The following is a 20,676-nucleotide window of genomic DNA, read 5'->3' as shown; positions in this document are numbered from 1 at the left end:
CGACCGGCGGTTCTCCCCTCTGGATCGCATCGCCCCTTTCGGGGGGCAACTCACGACTTAAAAGGCCGGATCCCCTCTCGGAGATCCGGCCTCTTTTCTTTCTGATGTCGCTCGCGGCCGCCCTTGGGCCGCGTACCGTCACATGAACAGCCGCTCGCCCGCGAGATCCTTGTAGAGCCCGGCGACCTGCTCGCCGTAGCCGTTGTAGATCTGGGTCGGCACCGTGTCCGGCGTCCCGAGCACGCGCTCGGTCGCCTGGCTCCAGCGTGGATGCGGCACGGCCGGGTTCACATTGGCCCAGAAGCCGTACTCGGACGCCTGCAGCCCTTCCCAGTAGCTCTTCGGCCGCTCCTTCACGAAGGAGAACTTCACGATCGACTTGATCGACTTGAAGCCGTACTTCCACGGCACCGAGAGCCGAAGCGGCGCGCCGTGCTGGTTCGGCAGCGGCTTGCCATAGGCGCCGATCGCGATGAAGGCGAGGTCGTTGGTCGCCTCGGCGAGGGTCAGGCCCTCGACATAGGGCCAGGGATACCAAGTCTGCGCCTGCATCACCGCGATCTTCGGATCGAGGAATGTCTCCATGCGCAGGTATTTCGCCTCCGGCTTCGGGTCGGCGAGCTTGACCAGTTCGGCGAGCGGGAAGCCGGTCCAGGGGATGGTCATCGACCACGCCTCGACGCAGCGGTGCCGGTAGAGCCGCTCCTCGATCGGCATCTTGCGGATCAGCTCGACCGCGTCGAGCTTCTGCGGCTTGTTGCAGAGCCCGTCGATCGTCACGCTCCACGGAAACGGCTTCAGCTTCGCGGCGCGATCGGCGATGCCCTTGTCGAAGCCGAATTCGTAGAAATTGTTGTAGGAGCCGTTCGCCGCCTCCGGCGTCAGCGCCCTGTCGAGCTTGAACGCCTCGTTGCGTTTGGGCGGGAACAGGTCGTCGATCGGCCCGCCGGCCGCAAATGCCGCCCGCGAACTGCCGATCGCGCCCGCGCCGATCAGGCCGCCGGCCGCGACGGCGCCGCCGAGCCCGGCCAGCACCTGGCGGCGATCGAAGAACAGGGCCTCCGGCGTCGCCGCGCTCTCGCGGATCTCCCAGGGACGGCGGCGGATGAAGCTGACCATGTCGTGACCTCGCGCTGACGATACGATGATGTGCTTGAGGTACGACGCAGCAGCAAGCCCGGTTGCATAAATCCGGCGTGATCGAAGCGTGTGGGCTCGCGCGCCGTGGGCGCGCCCCCACGCGCCGATCGCCGTACAGGCTTTCGACTCACCGCCGCCGCCCGGCGTTACGCCGTCGCAGCCAATCCGCAGACAAAAAATTCGGCCGGGGCGCCCCACACGCCCCGGCCGCTCCCTCCGCTGTCAGATGAAGCCACCTCTGGCCGCATGCGCGGCCTCGGTTTCGTCTACCGTTCAGGCGGCGTGCGCCGCCTTCTGGCGAGCCTCGATCTTCGCAGCGAGGTGTCCGGTCAGTTCGGCCAGATGGTCGAAGGCCTGCCGGTATGTACCAACGCCCTGACTGGCCGATCGGATCTCCACGATCAGGTGATTCATCTCGGCCTGCGGGATCAGCGCCTCGACCACGTCCCAGCCGTCCCAGCCGGGACGGCCGTCGAAGCCGAGCAACTGGCCGCGCCGGGCGGTGACGATCTGGTTCACCCGCGCGGTCGCCTCGGACGGCACCGCGACCGAGACCCGGAGCACCGGTTCGAGCAGCACCGGCGCGCATTTCGGCAAGCCCTCGCGAATGCCGATCTGCGCGGCGGTCTTGAACGCCTGATCCGAGCTGTCGACCGAGTGATACGACCCGTCGGTCAAGGTCACCGTGACATCCACCACGGGGAAGCCGAAGGCGCCCGTCCTGAGCATCTCGCGCACGCCCTCCTCGACCGCCGGGATATAATTCTTCGGTACCACACCGCCGGTGATCGTCTCGCGGAATGCGAAGCCGGACCCGCGCGGACCCGCTTCGATATCGAGCACGACGTCGCCGAACTGGCCATGGCCGCCGGACTGCTTCTTGTGCCGGCCGCGCACGGTGGTCTTGCCGCGGATCGTCTCCTTGTAGGGCACGGACGGGGCGCGGGTCTCGACCGCGACGCCGAACTTCGTCTTCAGCTTCTCGATCGCGACGCGCAGATGCATCTCGCCCTGCCCCTCGATCACCGTCTCGCCGAGTTCGGCATCCTGCCGGACCCGCAAGGACGGATCCTCCTCGGCGATCTTGGCGAGCGCGGCGGAGAGCTTGACGTCGTCCTTGCGGTCCGTCGTCGTGACCGCCACGGCGATCACCGGCTCGGGCAAGTCCAGCGTGACGAGCTGCGCCGGCGGCTGCTTCGACGATGTCAGCACGTCGCCCGTGCGCGCGACCTCGACCTTGGCGAGCGCCACGGTCTCGCCCGCCGCCGCCGGCCCGCGCTTCACCGCCTCCCGGCCCATCAGCCGATAGAGGCCGGAGACGCGATCGGCCGCGCCATCCGAGCGCTGCAGGCTCTGCCCGTCGGCGACCGTGCCGCAGAGCACGCGCGCGATCGACAGCTTGCCGCCGTGCGGCGTGTGCAGCGTCTTCAAGACCTGCACCACCGCGTCGGCCCCGGCGTCGAGCCCGAGCCGGTCGCGCGTCTCATTGATGCCGGGCGCCTCGTGGCGCAGCGCCTTGAGGAGCCGCGTCACGCCGTTGCCGCGCTCGGCCGCGCCGATGAACACCGGGCAGATCAGCCCCTCGCGCATCTCTCGCACGAGATCGCAAAACACCTCGTCGCGCGGCGGTTCGACGTCGCCGAGCAGCTCCTCCATCAGATGGTCGTCATAGTCTGCGAGCCGTTCGAGCATCTCGTAGCGCGCCGCGACCTCGCTCGCGCGCTCGTCGTCCGGGATCGGGATGACCGTGCTCTCGGCGTGTTCGCGGAACACATGCGCCCGCTCGAGCGCGAGGTCGATGGTGCCGATCGCGATGCCCTGCTTGAAGATCGGGATCTGGCGCAGCACCAGCGGCACGCGCGAGGCCGGCTGCATCAGGCGCAGCGTGTCGCGGATGCTCTCGTCGGCCTTGTCGATCTTGTTGAGGAACAGCAGGTGCGGCACGCCGAGATCCTCGAGCGCCTTCATCACGACCTGCAGGGCCGGGATCTTCTTGGCATCCGGCTCGGCGACGACGATCGCCAGATCGGCGGCGGCGACGGCCGCGCGCGCCTCGTAGAGATATTCGATCGATCCGGGGCAATCGAGGAAGGTGTAGTGATCGCCGAGATAGTCGCACTCCGCGACGTTGAGCTCGACCGACATGCGGTGATCGCGCGCTTCGGGCGTGGCGTCACCAATCGAGTTGCCGGTCGCGACCGATCCGGCCTTGGCGATCGCGCCCGTGCGTTCGAGGATCGCTTCGAGCAGCGTGGTCTTGCCGCTCGCGAACGGCCCCACGATGGCGACGGTGCGGGCGGTTGCCGCCCGTGCACTCGGCCCGTCGCCCTGGGGCCCGGTTGCTCTCCCTCTTCCGACGTCTCCCTTTCCTTCGTGTCCAGACGGCATGATGGCCTCCTGTTCTCTTTATGTTCTGGTTAGTCCGTCCCGCGAAGGAGTCGTCTCCCTCGCGGGTTGGCGGCAGGTGATCACTGGCCCGCGGGGAGCCGGAGGATCACCTGCCGACGATGGTCGCGCCGATCGCCCCGGCTGGCAATGGGGCAAATCAAATCGTGACATTTCAGATCCGCCATCTCACCGGCGGCTGCCTGGGCGTGGGTGTCCCTCGCTTCGCTCCGAACGCGCGCCCGACACAGGGTCGTCGCACCGCCGGGCGGGAATGCGCGTGCTCGTCGTGTCATCGTGGAGAAGGACGTGCTATCCTGTTGATCGTCCGCAACCGAGGGGCGCCCCCGGCACTTTGAGATGTTGATCGTCGAACTTGGAATTTTCGCCTTTCTGACCGTCCTGAACGCGTTCTTCGTCATGTCGGAGATGGCGCTCGTCTCGGCCAGAAAAGGCCGCCTCCTGGCCCGCGCCGAGGATGGCGACGCCCGTGCGGTGCGCGCTCTGGAACTCGGCGAGAACCCGAGCCGGTTCCTGTCCGCCGTGCAGATCGGCATCACGCTGACCGGGCTCCTGGCCGGCGCCTCCTCCGGCGCCCAGCTGTCGGATCGTTTCGCCGATTTTCTGATCACCACCGTGCCCGCGGTCGCGGTCGCGGCGCATCAGATCGCCTTCGCAGTCGTGATCACGCTGATGACCTTCGTGACCATCGTGCTGGCCGAACTGGTGCCGAAGCGCATCGCGATCGCCAATCCCGAGCCGATCGCGCTAGCGGTCGCCGGCACCGTCGACACGGTCAGCCGCGCGACCAAGCCGTTCGTTTCGCTTCTGTCGATGTCGTCCAACGCCGTGCTGCGCCTCGTCCGCGTCACCGAAGGCACCGGCGCCGACGTGACCGAGGAAGAGGTCAAGCACGTGATCGCCGAAGGCGTCGAGGCTGGCATCCTCGACCCCGAAGAGCGCGAGATGCTCGAAGGCGTCATGCGCATCGCCGACCGCCCGGTCCGCGCGATCATGACGCCGCGACCGGATCTCTACTGGATCGACCCGAACGATCCGCCGGAGCGAATCAGGCAGGAGATCGCCGAATGTCCCTACTCGGCCGTCATCGTGGCCGAAGGCGCGATCGATGAGCCGGTCGGCATCGTCTACAAGAAGGACCTGCTCGCCGACGCGCTCGCCGGCCGGCCCTTCGACGTGCGCGCCGCGGTGAAGGAACCGGTGATCGTGCCGGAGAGCGCGGCCGTGCTGAAACTGCTCGAGCGCTTCCGCGGCACCCCCGTGCACGCCGCCTTCGTCGTCGACGAGTACGGCGGGCTCATGGGCCTGATCACGCTGACCGACATCATCGAGGGCATCGCCGGCGACCTGGCCGACGTCGACGCACCCGACCCGAGCGGGCCGTTCCGGCGCGACGACGGCTCGTGGCTGATCGACGGCGACACCGGCATCGACGATCTGGAGCGGCTGATCGATCTGCCGGACCTCGAGCACGGCGGCTATCACACGCTCGGCGGCCTGATGCTCTCGGTCCTGAACCGCATCCCGACCGAGGGCGACAAAGCCACGATCGGCGATTTCGTATTCGAGGTCGTCGACATGGACGGCCGCCGCATCGACAAGGTGCTGGTCACACCCAAGGGCGGCACGCGTGTGCTGCCCGAGGAAGAGATCGCCTGAGCCGCACGCCGGCAGCAGCGCCGGCCTCTGTGGTCACCGACAAAATGTGGTCGCCGACAGAATGTGATCGCCGACAGAATGTGATCGCCGACAAAATTTGATCGACAGCAAAACGGCCCGCGCTTCGACGAGCGCGGGCCGTTTCGATTGTGATCGGACAGCGACAGACGATCGGCTCAGCGCAGCGCGCGCAGCTTCAGACCTGCGACGCCGGCCGCGATATTGGCGCCGGTCTGCGTCTGGACGCTGATCGGGTTGAGCGTGATCGAGCGATCGAAACCACCGACCAGCGCATTGGCGCCGACACCGACGCCGACCGTCGCCTCTGCCGAAGCCCCGACATAGGTGCCTTCGAGCGCGCCCGGGCGCATCTGGTTGGTCGGCGCGAACACGCCCCAGACGATCGAGGTCTTGCGCGTCGCGCCGATATCGATGCCGAACCGGTCGATCGAGCCAGCATAGCGTTCCGAGCGTCCCCGACCGGCGGGCGCGAAGTGGCAGGCGATGTCGCGCGACGAACCGACCACGAAACCGACCCCGCCGACGATCTTGCAGCGGAGCACGCCGACCTGAACGCGGGCCTCGGCCGAGGCCGGCACGGCGGCCCCGAGCGAGGCCGCGCCGATAACGGCGGCCGAAAGCAGGCCGCCGGCGAGAACGCGAAACATCTTCATGGGAATCTCCATCTCAACACCGGCAGAAGACGTCCCGCTTGTGGCGATCTTCAGGCGGCCGGGCCAGTCGGGGCCATACGGATGCCGCATCGTCCGGCCCCGGCAGCAATGCAGAGCCGCCGGTCAGCCGGCGGGGAGCTCGCCGGCCTCGCGCGTGGGTTCGTCATCTCTGGCGCCCGCCGCCGATCCGATCCGCCCGACCGCCAGCGCAAACACCGCCAGCACGACCATGGGCGCGAGCGGCACATGCAGCGCTAGGCCGATCGAGCGCGAGACGAGCGGCAATATGTATGCAGCAAGCAGAACAGCGATCTCCCAGGGTCGGAAGCCGCGATCGAGGCCGGTCCGGGTCAGCACGACGAGCGGGATCGCCAGAAGCATGAGATCGTAGTCGAGCAGGAACGGGCTCGCGAGCAGCGCCGCCGCCGCCATCGCCGCCCCTTCGGTCTCGCCCGGTCGCGATTCAGCACGCCGACCGGCCGACGAGACCCGCCGGAGCGCGTGCGTCAGCACGACGATGACACCCACGGCGACCAGCGCCTGCAGCCCGTAACCGGCGGCCACCGATCCGCCGACCAACCGCACCGCCGCGAACACGCTCTGCATCTTGGCCGGCTCGACCAGCCCCTGTTCGAGCGTCGCGCGCGCCACGGCCGAGCCGGCGAGAAAGCCGCGCCACGCATCGAGCCCGAACAGCCCCGCCGAGAGCCCGATCAGCCCGAGCGCCGACGCCCCGCAGGCGAAGAAGGCGCGCCAGCGCCGGGATGCCGCGAGCGCGAAGGGCAGGACGATCGCGAGATGCGGCTTGAACACCAGCCCGCCGAGCAGCGCGCCGGCGAGGACCGGTCGCCGGTCGAGCAGCAGCGCGCCGCCGCCGAACAGGGCCGTCGAGAGATAAGCGTTCTGCCCATGGCCGGCGTTCACGAACACGGCCGGAAAGCCGAGCATCGCCGCAAGCCCGATCCGCGCCCGCCCGTCGGCACCGCGCCCGAGCCGGCGCAACACGGCGATCGCCGCCGCGCCGGTCGCCACCAGCCAGACGCCGAGCGCGACGAAATAGGGCATCAAGGCGAGCGGCAGGCAGACGAGCAGGAACACCGGCGGATAGAAGAACGCCGTGTAGTCGTGTTCGCCGGGGAAGAGCCGCGCTTCCTCCAGGCCGTGCCGCGCGATCGACCACGCGTCCGCGGCCGCGCCGTCGAGCGCGATCTTCGAGGCGGCATAGAAACTGACGAAGTCGGTGCCGAGCGGCTTGCCGGTCGGATCGATGCCGTCGCGCGACAGCGCGATCCAACCGATCGCGATCGCCGCGGTCAACCCGGCCGTCAGCCAAGCATAGACCCGCGCACGCCCAGCGTCGAAGAACCGGCCGCTCTTGAGGGTTTCGAACATGTCCACCACCGTCGCCGTCCCCCGAGCGACGGCCGGCCACATGATGCCGGCCGCCGCTTAACGAAGCTTGGCACGGTGCGCCGGGCCAGACCGATCATGGCCCTGCCGCGACCATTCCTTCACGCAGGATCACGACCACGTGTGACCGCCGCCGCGGACGTAACGCGGCGTCGCCAGCCGCGACAAACCTGACGGACCTGAAGTCCCGGGTTCCCGGATGCCGCTTCCCCAGAGGCGTCGAACGGCTCCTGTCCGCTTTCATGCAGCCACCGCGCCGCCGGTGACGTTCCAAGGAGACATGACATGATTTCGCGCCGCATCGTTCTCGCCTCCGCCGCCCTGCTGGCGGTCATGGCCGCCGCTCCGGCCGCCCGTGCCGAGACCGTCGCCTATACCGACGCCGCCTTCGAGGCCGCGCTGTCGAAGGGCCGCTCGATCCTGGTCGAGATCCACGCCCCCTGGTGCCCGGTCTGTGCCGCGCAGGCGCCGATCCTGTCGAAGCTCGAAGCCGATCCGAAGTTCAAGGATCTGCTCGTCGTCCGCGTCGACTTCGACAATCAGAAGGACGTCGTGCGCCGCCTCAAGGCGCAGGCGCAGAGCACGCTGATCACCTTCAAGAGCGGCAAGGAGACGGGACGCTCGGTCGGCGACACCAACCCGGCCACGATCGCCGCCCTTCTCGACCGGGCGATCTGAGCGAGGCCGTCATGATCATCGGCACGATGGGGCTGGCGTTCCTCGCCGGCGTTCTCTCCGTCCTGTCCCCTTGCGTGCTGCCGCTGCTGCCGATCGTGTTCGGCAGCGCGGCGGGCGAGCATCGGTACGGACCGCTGGCGCTCGCCGGCGGGGTCGCGCTCGCCTTCGTGGCGGTCGGCCTCTTCGTGGCGACGATCGGCTTCGCGATCGGCATCGACGGCACCGTGTTCCGCGCCGTCGCGGCCGTGCTCATGATCGGCGTCGGCGCCGTACTGGCGCTGCCGCCGCTCCAGTATCGCCTGGCCGCCGCGGGCGCACCGATCAGCCGATGGGCGGACGCCCGGCTGCAGGGCGTGTCCGGACACGGGCTCGCCGGTCAGTTCGGCATCGGCCTGCTGCTCGGTGCCGTCTGGAGCCCCTGCGTCGGCCCGACGCTCGGGGCGGCGAGCGTTCTGGCAGCCCAAGGCGAATCGCTCGGCAGCGTCGCCGCGACCATGGCCGCCTTCGGCTTCGGCGCCGCCGCGCCGCTCGCCCTGATCGGCACAGCCTCGCGCGGCCTGACCATGCGCTGGCGCAACCGACTGATGTCCGGAGGCGCCAGCGCCAAGATCGTCCTCGGCTTCGTCCTCGTGCTGATCGGCTGCGCGATCCTGAGCGGCGCCGACAAGATGCTGGAGAGCTGGCTCGTGGCGGTATCGCCCGCTTGGCTGACCACGCTCACCACGCGGTTCTGAGACAACACCGGCGAGGCAAACGAAAAGGGGCGCCCCGATGGAGCGCCCCTCGATCCGTGTGCGAGGTGCCGTCGCCTCAGCGCAGGTTGCCGCAGAAGCGCTGGATGCGGCGGCAGGCCTCCTCCAGCGCCGAAGTCGCGGTCGCATACGAGATGCGGAAGTGCGGCGCCAGGCCGAAGGCCGAGCCCTGCACCACCGCGACGCCCTCGACCTCGAGCAACTCGCTGACGAAGTCGTCGTCCGAGCCGATGACCTTGCCCGACGGCGAGGTCTTGCCGATCGTGCCGGCGCAGGACGGATAGACATAGAAGGCGCCCTCCGGCGTCGGGCAGGTGATGCCGTTCGCCTGATTGAGCATCGAGACCACGAGATCGCGGCGCTCCTTGAACACCTTGTTGTTGGCCGGGATGAAGTCCTGCGGCCCGTTCAGCGCCTCGACCGCGGCATACTGCGAGATCGAGGACGGGTTCGACGTCGACTGCGACTGCAGGTTCGCCATCGCCTTGATCAGCAGTTCCGGACCGGCGCCGTAGCCGATGCGCCAGCCGGTCATGCAATAGGCCTTCGACACGCCGTTCATGGTCAGGGTCCGCTCGTAGAGAGCGGGCTCGACCTGCGCCGGGGTCGTGAAGACGAAGTCGTCGTAGACGAGGTGCTCGTACATGTCGTCCGACAGGATCCACACCTGCGGATGACGCATGAGCACGTCGGTGAGCGCCTTGATCTCGTCGCGCGTGTAGGCGGCGCCCGACGGGTTCGACGGCGAGTTGAAGATGAGCCACTTGGTCTTCGGCGTGATCGCGCGCTCGAGCGCCTCGGCCGTGACCTTGAAGCCGGTCGCGATCGAGGTCTCGACGAACACCGGCACGCCGCCGCCGAGGAGCACGATGTCCGGATAGCTGACCCAGTACGGCGCCGGGATGATCACCTCGTCGCCGGGGTTGATCGTGGCGAGCAGCGCGTTGAAGAGCACCTGCTTGCCGCCGGTGCCGACCGACACTTGGGACGGCTTGTAGGTCAGGCCGTTCTCGCGCTTGAACTTGGCGACGATCGCCGCCTTGAGCTCCGGGATGCCGTCGACGGCGGTGTACTTGGTCAGCCCGTCGCGAATCGCCTTGATCGCGGCTTCCTTGATGTTCTCGGGCGTGTCGAAGTCCGGCTCGCCGGCACCGAGGCCGATCACGTCGCGGCCCGCCGCTTTCAGCTCGCGCGCCTTGTTCGTGACCGCGATGGTCGCGGAAGGCTTGATGCGGGCGAGGCTGTCGGCGAGGAAGGCCATGGGATCGTTCTCCGTGTGGTCGCGCGTGCACAAAGGTCGCACCCGCGAAAGCGGCCGGACCCTAGTCTCGCGCGCGGGCACGAGCAAGCGCAAAGGCGCGCATCGGCGTGGCGTCGGGAGAGGGCCCGGCGTCAGTCGGTCGGCCAATCCAGCCGCGCGAGGTCGCGAGCCCCGTCGACGATGCGCACCACCTGCACGTCGTCCTCGATCTGCCGATAGAGCACGAGCCAGCGGTCGACAACGAGAACACGCGTCCCAGGCCGGATATCGGGCCGCACCGGACCCGCCGCAGGAAACGTTCGAAGGATCGTACAACGATCTGCGATTCGGTCCAGAATCCGATCGGCGGCTGCAGGGCTCCGGAGAGCGACGTGGGCCCATATATCGAGGAGGTCGCGACGTGCCCGTTCAGTGAACAGGAGCCGCGTCACGTCTCAGCCCTCGGCACCGAGGCGCCGCCGCGCCTCCCGCTTGAGCACTTCGAAGTCGATCTCACCTGCATCGCCGCTGGCGATGCCCTCGTCCCACTGCTCACGGAGGGTCATGATGCGATCTTCAGCCCGCGCTTCCGCGAACTCCATGAGACGCAGGGCTTCGCGCACCACGTCCGCCGACGTCCCATAGCGTCCGGACGCAACCTTGGCCTCGACAAAGGCCGCCAAATCGTCGGAAAGGGCAACGTTCAGCTTCATGGCGATGCTCCTGACATGAAGGATGCGACGATCGGCGATCGTTGACAACCGGCATGCCGCCGATCCGCCGTCCGCTTGCCGAACGTCGCGCGCCCTCACCCGTAGCGCAGCTTCACCGCGAGAATCGTGGCGTTGAGCGCGAGGGTCAGCGAGTTGGCGATGATGATCGGCCAGCTCTGGATCGCCACGCCATAGGCGAGCCAGAAAGCGAGGCCCGTGACCAGCGTCGCGAAGGTCGTGAGCGACAGGCTGGACGTATCCCGGTCGCGGATCACCTTCACGACCTGCGGCAGCCAGCACAGCGTCGTGAACAGGGCCGCGAGGCCGCCGAGGGCCTCGACCATGAGCGACTGGGACATGTCGGGATTACCACTTCTGGAAGATGAAGAACGCGCCGAGCGCGATGAGGGCGAAGCCGATGGCGTGATTCCAGCCGATCGGCTCGCCGAGGTATAGATAGGAGAATACGGCGAAGACGAGGAGGGTGACGACCTCCTGGATCGTTTTCAGCTGCGCGGCCGAATAGATCTCGTGACCCCAGCGGTTCGCCGGCACGGCGATGCAATATTCGAAGAAGGCGATGGCCCAGCTCGCCAGGATCACCTGCCACAACGGCCGATCGGTGAATTTGAGATGTCCGTACCAGGCGAAGGTCATGAAGACGTTCGACAGGAGCAGGAGCAGGACCGGCGTCGCGTAGCCGTTGGCGATCTGCGGCATGGGATGTCCTCGACAGGGAAAACTGTCCGAGGAAATTGCAGGTGACGCGCCGAAAATCCAGTCGCGGCCGCTTCGGACATGCGAGACCTGCGCCTCGTGCATGCTGAAGCGCCACGGTCGCGGCAACCGGGGCCGCGACCGTGGATCTCGAGTGCCGAGCCCGGGCCCGGCTCAGAGGCGCGCGCGCCTCACTTGGCGATCGCGCCGGCGATCTTGCCCGACAGCCAGCCGAAGATGACGCCGACGAGACACGACAGCACCACGGTGGTCAGCACGCCGCCCGGCGCGAAGTTCATCGCATCGGCCTTGGAGAGCAGCGCGTAGCCGGCGGTCGCGGCATAGCCGTAGACCGCCGCCGGGATCGCGGAGAGCAGCGGCACATGGGCGCCGAGGATCATGATCGCCACGGTCACGCCGACGATGATCGAGATCACGATGAGCCCCTGGCCGCCGAGCTTGCCGATCAGGATCAGCGCGACGGTGGCGCAGACCGCGCCCCATACGTTGGCGACGAACGAACTCTTGGCGGCCGCCTCGTTGCCGCCGCAGTGGAAGTAGCTCGCCCAGGCGATGAACACGATCCAGATCTGCAGCTGGAGACCAGCCGCCGGACCGAGCACGAGATAGGTGGCGATGGCGCCCAGCGCGCCGATGACGATGGCCAGAGCGGTGACGAGATTCATGGTTCTTCCCTCCCATTGGTGGCCGGGAGGCACGATCGCGCCGCACGGCCCCTCCCGGCCGCGCGCCATCGCGGGCGCTTTCGGCGCCCTGCCCCCGACAGGAAGACTATGCATCAAGCGCGATTTTCTGTCATTGCCACGTATTCGATCACAAAATGCACTGTTCAATTTGACATTTCGCACCTGCGAATACACACGACTGCAAAACCGAACCCGTTGATTTAAATCGATTTTAACGCCGACTTACATGCGACTTTACCTGCAGCGTCGACCCGATCGACCCGTGAATTCTGCACCGCACAGCACAGGGGTGAGACGTTCGGCCGCGCGGCCCGACCAGCACGGCCCGATGGAGAGATCGAAAGCCTCTCGGACAGCCGCCGCGAGGCCACCATCGATCCGCCCCACTGATCGCGCTCCTTGATCCGTCTCAAGGCGCCGCGACCGTCGCCGTCCCATCTTGGCGATCCGGCCGGACGGCACGGACCGCGCGTCACAACGAACCAAGCCGGGAGGGGCCCCATGGATATTTCGGTCGAGACGGTCAGGGAGCTGATCGAGCATTTTCGCCTGCTCGACGCCAAGGACGGTGGCGGCGGCGCGGCACAGGACGCCTTCGACGACGGTGGCAACGTGCTCGCCGATCTGGCGGGCGACGCGACCGGCGACGTGGTCGCCGGCGTCATCAACGGGCTCGATGTCGACGAGCAGGCCGATCTGGTCGCCCTGGTGTGGATCGGCCGCGGCGATTTCGAGCCGACCGAATGGCCCGCCGCCGTGCGCCGGGCCGGCGAACGCGCGACCCGCTCGACAGCGCGCTACCTTCTCGGCATCCCGAACGTCGGCGACCTGCTCGAGGAAGGGCTCGCCGCCATGGGCCTCGACGACGAGGCCTGAACGCGCGAGGGCCGAGACGAGCGCCCGCCCGGCCGGCAAGACCCGCCCGCGATCAGCGCAGGAACGGATTCGACCGCCGCTCCTCGCCGACCGTGCTCATGCCGCCATGGCCCGGCAGAAACGCCACGTCGTCGCCGAGCGGCAGCACCTTGTCGGTGATCGAGCGGATCAACGTCGCATGGTCGCCGCCGGGCAGATCGGTGCGGCCGATCGAGCCCTGGAACAGCACGTCGCCCATCAGCGCGAACCGCGCCTCGCGCTGGAAGAATACCACGCTGCCCGGCGAATGGCCGGGGCAATGCAGGATCTCGAAGCCGATCGAGCCGACCGTGACGGTGTCGCCCTCGTCGAGGTAGCGATCCGGCGACAGCTTGCGCACCCCTTCCATGCCCCAGCGCGCCGCGGTCTCGGGCAGGCGGTCGAGCAGGACGAAGTCGGCCCGGTGCGGCCCCTCGACCGGGATCGTGCGGCCGGTTTCGGCCTCCAGCCGCTCCTTGAGCTCGGCCGCGCCGCCGGCGTGGTCGATATGGCCGTGGGTGATCAGGATCTTCTCGATCGAGACGCCGAGTTCGCCGATCGCCGCGAGGATCTTGTCGACGTCGCCGCCAGGATCGACCACGGCGGCGGTCTTGGTGGCGGTCTCGAACAGGATGCTGGCGTTCTGCTGGAACGCCGTGACCGGAACGACGGCGATGCGGAACGGCGGGGTCTGATCGGACATCGAAACCGGTCTCCACGGAGGTGCGGCGGGGGTGCACGCGAAGGCGATGAACCCCATATAGCGTCGGCATCGAGACCGCGACAGTCGCCCTGCGGCGACGGATCGTTCAAGCCGCTCGAATTTGTTTCGTATTAAGGATGATCGTGCTAATCGGGAGGAACTGACGAGCCTTCGCCCGATTTCACGCTTCGCTTCTTGTCCACGGCCTCAAGTCCGTGGCCGCCCGGTGGGGCGCGACGAGGATTTCGCGATGCCTCCGATCGCATGCCGACCCGCCTTTGCCGGCTCCGCCCTCGCGGGGATCGCAATGCTGTGCGGCGTCGCGGGTGCCCTGCCCGTCGGGCCGGCCTTTGCCGGCTCGACCGAGGCCGGCGACGCCGCGGTCCCCGGACCGCTGCGCGCCTTCAAGATCGACAATCCGCCGACCACGACCACCATTCCCGCGGCCCAGCCGACGCCCCAGGCCGCCGACAAGAAGGGCAAGGCCGGCAAGAAGATCGCCGCCACGGCCTCCACGGTCGAGAAGGATCCGCTGAAACGGCGGTTCAGAGGTGTGTTCCGCGCCGCCATCCCGGATGGCGGCTCCGGCACCGTGACCGTTCAGCCGACCAGCACCGCCCGAGAGTTGAAACTCGAGGATTTTCAGGTCTCCGAAGTTCCGGATCTCGAAATCCTGCTCGTCGCCGGCGACCGCATCGCCAAGCCCGACGACGTGCTCACGTCGAAACGCGTATCCCTTGGCCGACTGAAGAAGATCGTCGGCCGTCAGATCTATCGGATGCCGGCCGAAGTCGATCCTTCGACCTATAGATCCGTGGTGATCTGGAGCAAACGACGCAAGATCGTGGTCGCGAGTGCCCGTTTGGAGCCGACGACCTGATGTCTTCGGAGGATTGACCCTCCGGTCAAGTTGACCCGCCGCCTTTTCCTTCGGCGCGCGGGCGGTTTCGTTCTATGCGCGCCCTTGCCCTTTTGCCCCGTCTCGGTCATAAATCGTATCGGCGGCGGTTCGGAACTTGGGCGAGACGGCGGCGCGGCCGGTTCTTTTCAGACAAACGCGCAATTCCTGGTCCCGACGTAACGTGACTGCCTATCTCGGGCGCGAAGGCGACTGCTTTCGGGCCTGCTGTCGTGTGACGGGGCAATCCCCGCGGGAAAGGACTTTGGAATGAGAGATCGTGGTTTCGGCGGCGGCCGTGGCGGTGGCGGTGATCGCGGCGGTTTCGGCGGCGGGCGTGATCGCGGCTTCGGCGGTCGCGACGAAGGTTTCGGCGGCGGGGACCGCGGTGGCTTCGGTGGTGGTGATCGCGGCGGCTTCGGCGGCGGCGGTGGACGTGGTCGCGGCGGCTTCGGCGGCGGCGACCGTGGCGGCTTCGGCGGTGGCGACCGCGGTTTCGGTGGCGGCGGCTTCGGCGGCGGCGGTGACGAGGGCGGCTTCCGTCCGCGCCGTCGCTTCGAGGGCGGCGACGAGGGCGGCGGCTTCGGCGGTGGCGCCGAGGGCGGCTTCCGTCCGCGTCCCCGCGCCCGACCGTCGAGCGCGGCCCGCGTCAGAACGGCATCGTGAAGTTCTTCAATGCCGAGAAGGGCTACGGCTTCATCACCCCGGAAGAGGGTGGTGCGGACGTGTTCGTGCACGTGAGCGCTGTCGAGCGTTCGGGTCTCGGCACGCTCGACAAGGGCCAGAAGGTCTCGTTCGAGACCGAGCCGGACAAGCGCGGCAAGGGCCCGAAGGCCGTCAACCTGCAGCCGCTCGAGGGCGGCGAGGCTGAGGCCCCGGCTTTTGAGATGCCGGAAGACTGATAGTGATACCGGGCACCGGCGACGCCGCCGGTGCCCTGATCTTTCGATGGTGCAGTTTCGTCCGGGCATCGCTTCCCGGCGATGCGGGCACGCCAGACCGCGTTTCGCGCGCGATCGGCGCGCCAGGGGCGCCATCCGGAACGCGAGCGCTCCCAAGGTGGCGGGGACCGGCCGCGACGGTCGAGTCCGTCGTCCAGCCCACCGGGTAGCCCATCGGGCGTATGCGCCACGCGGGCAGTCGTCGGTTCGACGCGCCTCCCGGTCCATTGTTTTTGCCTGGACCCCAATCTTCGGGCCCTCGATTTTACAGAGCCCGTCTTCCAGCGACCGGCCGATCCCGCGGCCAGACCTGTTGTCGGACCAGCCTTTCCCGCGGAAGGGCGACCCGATGACCACATTGGAATTCGCTGCCGTCGGCCACGGCGCCGACCGAACTCGTCGGCTTCGGGGCCAAACCACCGGCCACAGACGGCCGTCCGAGACTTCGCTGCATTCGGCAGCAGCGCCGAGCCCTGTGGCTTGGCGACGAGAATGTCGCGCCGCCCCGTATCTCCGATCGCGGCGCTGCTCACGACCCGTGACCACCCATATCCACGATGATCCGCCGGGGCTCGCCGCCATGCCCCCGGCCGGTCGTCGGCCCGCTCTCAGCCCGTCCGCATAGCGCGCCCCCGCTCGCCCGAGGCCGCCGCATCGAGATCCCCGCACGCTGATCACCGCACGCCAATTGCCGTACACCCGATGAACTATCGCCACGCCTTTCATGCCGGAAACTTCGCCGATGTCTTCAAGCACGCCGTCCTGGTGCGCCTGATCCTCGGCCTGCAGCGCAAGGACGCCGCGTTCCGGATCCTCGATACCCACGCCGGCATCGGCCTCTACGACCTTGCGGCCGACGAGGCGACCCGCACCGGCGAGTGGCGCGACGGCATCGCCCGGCTGCTCGCCAAGCCGCTCGCCGGCGCCGCCGCCGAGCTGATCGCGCCCTATCTGGCGACCGTCGCCCACGCGAACGACCACGAGTCCGCCGCCGGCCCGCTCGCGCCCGAGGCCCTGCGCCACTATCCAGGCTCGCCCGCCATCGCCCGAACCCTGCTGCGCAGGCAGGATCGGCTGACCCTGACCGAACTGCATCCGGCCGACGCCCAGACGCTCGCCGCGCGCTTCGCCGGCGACATCCAGACCAAGGTGATCGAACTCGACGGCTGGCTCGCGCCGAAGAGCTTCCTGCCGCCGAAGGAGCGCCGGGGGCTCGTCCTGATCGATCCGCCGTTCGAGAGCCGCGACGAGTTCCGCCATCTGACGGATGCGCTCGTCGAGGGCTATCGCCGTTTCGCGACCGGCGTCTTCGCGCTCTGGTATCCGATCAAGGACGAGGCCGAGGTGAAGCGCTTCTACGCGCGCCTCGCCGACACCGGCATTCGTAAGATCCTCGCGGCCGAGTTCCGGGTCGCGCGTGTCGCGGCCGACCGGCCTCTGTCGGCCTGCGGCATGGTGGTCGTGAGTCCGCCCTGGCAGCTCGACGGCGAGATCGCCACGCTCGGCCGCGCGCTGGCCGAGCGGCTCTCCGTCGGCCCTGGTGCGGGCGCTTCGGTGCGCTGGATCGTGCCGGAGTAAAGCTCCGATTTACCAGACCACGACGGAGCGCCCCGCCCGAGGGAACCGCGGCAGGGCTCTCCTGTTTTCCGTTTGCAATCGATCGACGGCACGGGCACGCATGTCCCCGGCGCGGCCTTGACCGCAGGACCGGGGTCGAGCATCGTCCCGACCACATTCGTTAACGTGCGTTAACCCGAGTCGGGTCAACTTCGAGGAGTCCGACGATGTCTCGCCGTCTCGCCGCCCCCATCCTCGCCGGCTCCGCCCTGCTCGCGTCGTTTCTCGGCACCGTCGCGCCGGCCACAGCCGGGATTGTCGAACAGGCCGTCTTGGCGATGCCCTCCGCCGCCGCGCTGCCGTCCTGCGACGATGCCGCCGTGCTCGACACGATCCGCGACCGGTTCTCCTACGCCGACATGAACGTCAATCACCGCGGCGAGAGCCTCGGCGCGGTCGAAAAGGTCCGCCAGATCCGCCTCTGGGCCTTCGACCGCAACAGCCCGACCGTGCGCCGCTACTGTCAGGCGCATGCGCTGCTGAACAACGGCAAGCATCCGCAGCTCTATTATCTGATCGAGAACAACTACGGTTTCGCCGGCGTGAGCTGGAACGTCGAGTTCTGCCTCGCCGGCCGCGAACCCTGGCGCCAGCACGACGGCACCTGCCGGACCGTGCGCAAGTGGTGGTGAGGCGCCCGCGCGGCGCCTCGTCCCTGCCCGCCGTTCGCCCGATTGCCGATCCCGTTCTCGCCGGAAGCCCGCCCATGTCCGAACGTAGTCCGAACTCCATGCTGGCTCGCCGGCCTGTTACCGGCCTGCTCGGCGAGGTGCGCGCGACGATGTTCGGCCTGATCGCGGCGATGCTGCTCGTGGTCGCGACGCCCTTCGCGGGTTCCGCGCGTGCCGGCGGCGTGCCCGGTGACTTCGATTTCTGGGTTCTGTCGCTGTCCTGGTCGCCGACCTACTGCGCCGGTCCGGGCGCTGCGCGCGGCGACGTGCAATGCACGCGGCCCTACGGTTTCGTCGTCCACGGCCTGTGGCCGCAGTACGATCGCGGCTTCCCGTCCTCGTGCCCCGGCGACCGCCGCCTGCCGGAAGGCCTCGTGCGCGGCATGCTCGATCTGATGCCGAACCCTGCTCTGATCCGCCACGAATGGGAGAAGCACGGCACCTGCTCCGGCATGACCGCGGAGCGCTACTTCGCCGCGATCCGCTCGCTCGTGTCGAAAATCCGAATCCCTGCCGCCTATGTCGCGCCCGCAAAGCCCGAGATGGTCGCCCCCGGCGAGGTCGAACGCGCGTTTCGCGACAGCAACCGCACGCTCGATGCCGGCGAGATCGCCGTGCTCTGCGACCGCCGGAACCTCCAGGAGGTCCGGCTCTGCATCAAGAAGGATCTGAGCGGGTTTCGCGCCTGCCCGGAGGTCGATCGCCGCGCCTGCCGCATCGATCGCGTCTTCATGCCCGCCGTGCGCGGCTGATTTTTCTCGCTCGAGCCCCATATCCCATTTGGTCCTCGTGATTGGAACGGAGCCGTCGTGACGTCCGTGTCTTTCGTATTTCCGCGCCGCGCGCCGCTTCTCGGCCGCGTCCTCGCCTGCGGTCTCGCCCTCGGCGTGATCGGCTCCGCCGAAGCCCAGAAAGCGCCCGGCGGCGCGGCGCCCGCCAGCACCGAAGCAAAGCCGGCCGAAGCCGCGCCCGCCGCCCCGGCCCAAGCCGCACCGGGCGAGGTCGTCCACCCCTCGGCTGGTCAGCCGGCCGCAGCCCAGCCACCCGCAGCCCAGTCGCCCGCCAGCCCGGCAAATTTCGAGACAAAGGCCTTCGCCGGCTGGAACGGCGCCTGCGATCCGGCCGCGGGCCTCTGCCGCGCCAGCCTCGCCTCGGCGAGCGGCCTGCAGGCGCTGCTGATTGGCCGGCTGCCCGGCAGCGACGGCATCGCGCTCGGCGTGATCATGCCGGGCGCCATCGCCGACCGCGAGCGCCCGATCAGCGTCCGCGTCGACGGCAAGCGCCTGTTCGATCTCGACCCGCGCACGGGCTATGCGCCGTTCGAGCGCCCGGACGCCTTCTGGCTGACCGACCAGAAGACGGCCGCGACGCTGCTCGCGAGCCTCCTCAAGGCAAAGACGCTGCGGCTCGAATATATCGACGTCGCCGGCGCGCCTCACGACGCCGATTTCACGCTCGACGGCCTCGACAAGCTCCTCGCCTGGACCGACGAGCGGCTCGGCAAGAAGGGCGCCAAGCGCGAGGCGGTCGCTCCGCCGGGCCTCGCGCCCGCGCCTGTCGTGACTAAGGCCGACTTGATCGTCCGCCAGGGCGTGCCGCCGCGCCTCATCGAGCGCCACATGGCCGCCAGCGACTGCGAGGCGCCGAATTCGCCGCTCCTGAAGGCGGTGAAGCCGGTGATCGGCCCCCTGTCGAAGACGGCGATGCTCTACGGCATCCCCTGTGCCGCCTCGGCTGGCAATGTCAGCTACCGGATCTGGGTTGTCGAATCGGGCGAGATCGGCGGCATCACGCCGCTCTATTTCGCCAGTTTCGATCCGGCCTTCGGCTGGAGGGGCTCGGATCTGGTGTTCAACATCGCCTTCGACAGCAAGGAAGCCCGGCTGACCTCGACCTTCCGCGGCCGCGGCGGCGCCGATTGCGGCAGCCGCGGTCAGTGGCGCTGGAAGGATTTCGCCTTCGCCATGGAGGAATTCCGCTCCAACGCCGATTGCGGCGGCGGCGAGCCGGACAGCTGGACCCGCGTGTTCCCGCGCTGAGCCGGGACGGGCGGCGGAGCCGGCTCACGCAAACGCGCATCCGTCCATGCCCTGGACGCGCTTCCCCTCCCCGATGCGCGGCCCTATACCCGAGGCTCCGTTCGACCAAGGACAAGGTTCGCGCTCCCCATGTACGTGCTCCGCTCCTCCCCGCCCTCGCCTTTCGGCCGCAAGGTCAAGATCGCGGCCTATGAACTCGGCCTGATGGATCGGATCACGATCGAGGTCGCCGACACCAACAACCCCTCGGATTCGCTGCGCAGCCAGAACCCGCTCGGCAAGATCCCGGTGCTGGTCGGCGAGGACGGCTTCGCGCTCTACGACTCGCGCGTCATCGTCGAGTACCTCGATCACCTCGCCGGCGGCGGCAAGATCCTGCCGGCCGAGCCCAAGGCCCGCTTCGCCGCGCTGCGCCTGCAGGCGCTCGCCGACGGCCTGATGGATGCCGCGCTGTTGCAGGTCTACGAGAACCGCATGCGCACCGAGAACGAGCGCTCGAAGACCTGGGTCGACCATCAGGCCGGCAAGGTCGCGCGCGTGCTCGCCATGCTCGAGGCCGCGCCGCCGGCGTTGCCCGAACAGCTGACCGTCGGCGAGATCGCGCTCGCTTGCGCGTTCGGCTACCTCGACCTGCGCTTCGCCGGTGCCTGGCGCGCCGAGCATCCGAAGCTGGTCACCTGGCTCGACGCCTTCGCCGCGCGCGTTCCGTCGTTCGAGAAGACCAAGGTCGTCCCCTGAGACGAGCCTGCGTCACGCGGATCGCCCAAATGCGAAAGCCCGGCCGCAGATGCGGCCGGGCTTTTTTGGTTGGCGAAGG

At 68.5% G+C, this 20,676-nt stretch carries 22 protein-coding genes and 1 pseudogene; 12 read left to right on the top strand and 11 right to left on the bottom strand.

Annotated elements, in window-relative coordinates; translation table 11 throughout:
- Nucleotides 1-138 precede the first annotated feature (138 nt).
- Both msrP and ABS361_02350 read right to left on the bottom strand, forming a co-directional pair.
- Nucleotides 139-1,119, bottom strand: a complete 981-nt coding sequence (gene msrP, locus ABS361_02355) for a protein-methionine-sulfoxide reductase catalytic subunit MsrP (protein XBY45156.1) — start codon at nucleotides 1,117-1,119, stop codon at nucleotides 139-141.
- A 294-nt stretch (nucleotides 1,120-1,413) separates the two neighbouring features.
- A pseudogene (locus tag ABS361_02350) lies at nucleotides 1,414-3,435 on the bottom strand (elongation factor G).
- 450 nt (nucleotides 3,436-3,885) lie between these two features.
- Here ABS361_02350 and ABS361_02345 point away from each other — a divergent pair.
- Entirely contained in the window at nucleotides 3,886-5,205 is a 1,320-nt protein-coding gene (locus tag ABS361_02345; protein ID XBY45155.1) for a hemolysin family protein, read from the top strand.
- 176 nt (nucleotides 5,206-5,381) lie between these two features.
- Here ABS361_02345 and ABS361_02340 read toward each other — a convergent pair whose 3' ends face one another.
- Both ABS361_02340 and ABS361_02335 read right to left on the bottom strand, forming a co-directional pair.
- Nucleotides 5,382-5,879, bottom strand: coding sequence for a DUF992 domain-containing protein (locus ABS361_02340; GenBank protein XBY45154.1), 498 nt, complete (start codon nucleotides 5,877-5,879; stop codon nucleotides 5,382-5,384).
- A 123-nt stretch (nucleotides 5,880-6,002) separates the two neighbouring features.
- On the bottom strand, nucleotides 6,003-7,271 hold the full coding sequence (locus ABS361_02335; GenBank protein XBY45153.1) for a glycosyltransferase family 87 protein: 1,269 nt from the start codon (nucleotides 7,269-7,271) through the stop codon (nucleotides 6,003-6,005).
- A gap of 303 nt (nucleotides 7,272-7,574) precedes the next feature.
- Between ABS361_02335 and ABS361_02330 the strand changes: the two genes are divergently transcribed.
- Nucleotides 7,575-7,967: a thioredoxin family protein gene (locus tag ABS361_02330; GenBank protein XBY45152.1), complete on the top strand. Its 393-nt coding sequence runs from the start codon at nucleotides 7,575-7,577 to the stop codon at nucleotides 7,965-7,967.
- A gap of 14 nt (nucleotides 7,968-7,981) precedes the next feature.
- Nucleotides 7,982-8,701, top strand: a complete 720-nt coding sequence (locus tag ABS361_02325) for a cytochrome c biogenesis CcdA family protein (protein ID XBY46784.1) — start codon at nucleotides 7,982-7,984, stop codon at nucleotides 8,699-8,701.
- A 76-nt stretch (nucleotides 8,702-8,777) separates the two neighbouring features.
- Here ABS361_02325 and ABS361_02320 read toward each other — a convergent pair whose 3' ends face one another.
- From ABS361_02320 to ABS361_02295, 6 genes are all read right to left on the bottom strand, one after another.
- Nucleotides 8,778-9,980, bottom strand: coding sequence for a pyridoxal phosphate-dependent aminotransferase (locus ABS361_02320; GenBank protein XBY45151.1), 1,203 nt, complete (start codon nucleotides 9,978-9,980; stop codon nucleotides 8,778-8,780).
- 131 nt (nucleotides 9,981-10,111) lie between these two features.
- Nucleotides 10,112-10,411 (bottom strand): type II toxin-antitoxin system RelE/ParE family toxin, encoded by a 300-nt coding sequence (locus ABS361_02315; GenBank protein ID XBY45150.1) that lies wholly within the window; start codon nucleotides 10,409-10,411, stop codon nucleotides 10,112-10,114.
- Between the two features lie 3 nt (nucleotides 10,412-10,414).
- Nucleotides 10,415-10,672 (bottom strand): type II toxin-antitoxin system ParD family antitoxin, encoded by a 258-nt coding sequence (locus tag ABS361_02310; protein XBY45149.1) that lies wholly within the window; start codon nucleotides 10,670-10,672, stop codon nucleotides 10,415-10,417.
- Nucleotides 10,673-10,767: 95 nt separating this feature from the next.
- A complete protein-coding gene (locus tag ABS361_02305) occupies nucleotides 10,768-11,031 on the bottom strand; it encodes a SemiSWEET transporter (protein ID XBY45148.1) in 264 nt (87 codons plus the stop codon).
- Nucleotides 11,032-11,038: 7 nt separating this feature from the next.
- Nucleotides 11,039-11,392, bottom strand: coding sequence for a DMT family protein (locus ABS361_02300; protein XBY45147.1), 354 nt, complete (start codon nucleotides 11,390-11,392; stop codon nucleotides 11,039-11,041).
- 188 nt (nucleotides 11,393-11,580) lie between these two features.
- Nucleotides 11,581-12,075, bottom strand: a complete 495-nt coding sequence (locus tag ABS361_02295) for a DUF1097 domain-containing protein (protein ID XBY45146.1) — start codon at nucleotides 12,073-12,075, stop codon at nucleotides 11,581-11,583.
- Nucleotides 12,076-12,597: 522 nt separating this feature from the next.
- On the opposite strand from ABS361_02295, the gene ABS361_02290 reads away from it, so the two are divergent.
- Complete coding sequence (locus tag ABS361_02290) at nucleotides 12,598-12,972, top strand: DUF3775 domain-containing protein (GenBank protein ID XBY45145.1); 375 nt, start codon at nucleotides 12,598-12,600, stop codon at nucleotides 12,970-12,972.
- Between the two features lie 52 nt (nucleotides 12,973-13,024).
- Here the strand turns inward: ABS361_02290 and ABS361_02285 are convergent, their stop codons facing one another.
- A complete protein-coding gene (locus tag ABS361_02285; GenBank protein XBY45144.1) occupies nucleotides 13,025-13,693 on the bottom strand; it encodes an MBL fold metallo-hydrolase in 669 nt (222 codons plus the stop codon).
- A 250-nt stretch (nucleotides 13,694-13,943) separates the two neighbouring features.
- On the opposite strand from ABS361_02285, the gene ABS361_02280 reads away from it, so the two are divergent.
- From ABS361_02280 to ABS361_02245, 8 genes are all read left to right on the top strand, one after another.
- Nucleotides 13,944-14,573 (top strand): DM13 domain-containing protein, encoded by a 630-nt coding sequence (locus ABS361_02280; GenBank protein XBY45143.1) that lies wholly within the window; start codon nucleotides 13,944-13,946, stop codon nucleotides 14,571-14,573.
- A 288-nt stretch (nucleotides 14,574-14,861) separates the two neighbouring features.
- Complete coding sequence (locus ABS361_02275) at nucleotides 14,862-15,257, top strand: hypothetical protein (GenBank protein XBY45142.1); 396 nt, start codon at nucleotides 14,862-14,864, stop codon at nucleotides 15,255-15,257.
- Nucleotides 15,254-15,493: a cold-shock protein gene (locus tag ABS361_02270; protein ID XBY45141.1), complete on the top strand. Its 240-nt coding sequence runs from the start codon at nucleotides 15,254-15,256 to the stop codon at nucleotides 15,491-15,493. The genes ABS361_02275 and ABS361_02270 overlap by 4 nt, the downstream gene beginning before the upstream one ends.
- A 741-nt stretch (nucleotides 15,494-16,234) precedes the next feature.
- Nucleotides 16,235-17,110 (top strand): 23S rRNA (adenine(2030)-N(6))-methyltransferase RlmJ, encoded by an 876-nt coding sequence (gene rlmJ, locus ABS361_02265; GenBank protein ID XBY45140.1) that lies wholly within the window; start codon nucleotides 16,235-16,237, stop codon nucleotides 17,108-17,110.
- 206 nt (nucleotides 17,111-17,316) lie between these two features.
- The gene (locus ABS361_02260) at nucleotides 17,317-17,781 is read left to right on the top strand and encodes a hypothetical protein (GenBank protein ID XBY45139.1); all 465 of its coding nucleotides are present in this window, start codon (nucleotides 17,317-17,319) and stop codon (nucleotides 17,779-17,781) included.
- 74 nt (nucleotides 17,782-17,855) lie between these two features.
- The gene (locus ABS361_02255; protein ID XBY45138.1) at nucleotides 17,856-18,572 is read left to right on the top strand and encodes a ribonuclease T2; all 717 of its coding nucleotides are present in this window, start codon (nucleotides 17,856-17,858) and stop codon (nucleotides 18,570-18,572) included.
- A gap of 57 nt (nucleotides 18,573-18,629) precedes the next feature.
- Nucleotides 18,630-19,859 carry a DUF1176 domain-containing protein gene (locus ABS361_02250; protein XBY45137.1) on the top strand — a complete coding sequence of 410 codons (1,230 nt, stop codon included), beginning with the start codon at nucleotides 18,630-18,632 and terminating at the stop codon, nucleotides 19,857-19,859.
- Nucleotides 19,860-19,988: 129 nt separating this feature from the next.
- Complete coding sequence (locus ABS361_02245; GenBank protein ID XBY45136.1) at nucleotides 19,989-20,597, top strand: glutathione S-transferase family protein; 609 nt, start codon at nucleotides 19,989-19,991, stop codon at nucleotides 20,595-20,597.
- Nucleotides 20,598-20,676: the final 79 nt, after the last annotated feature.

The sequence above is a fragment of the Ancalomicrobiaceae bacterium S20 genome (genome assembly GCA_040269895.1).
GTDB lineage: Bacteria > Pseudomonadota > Alphaproteobacteria > Rhizobiales > Ancalomicrobiaceae > Methyloraptor > Methyloraptor flagellatus.
Note: the sequence above shows the minus strand (reverse complement) of the source record. Positions and strands in the feature narration are given on the sequence as shown.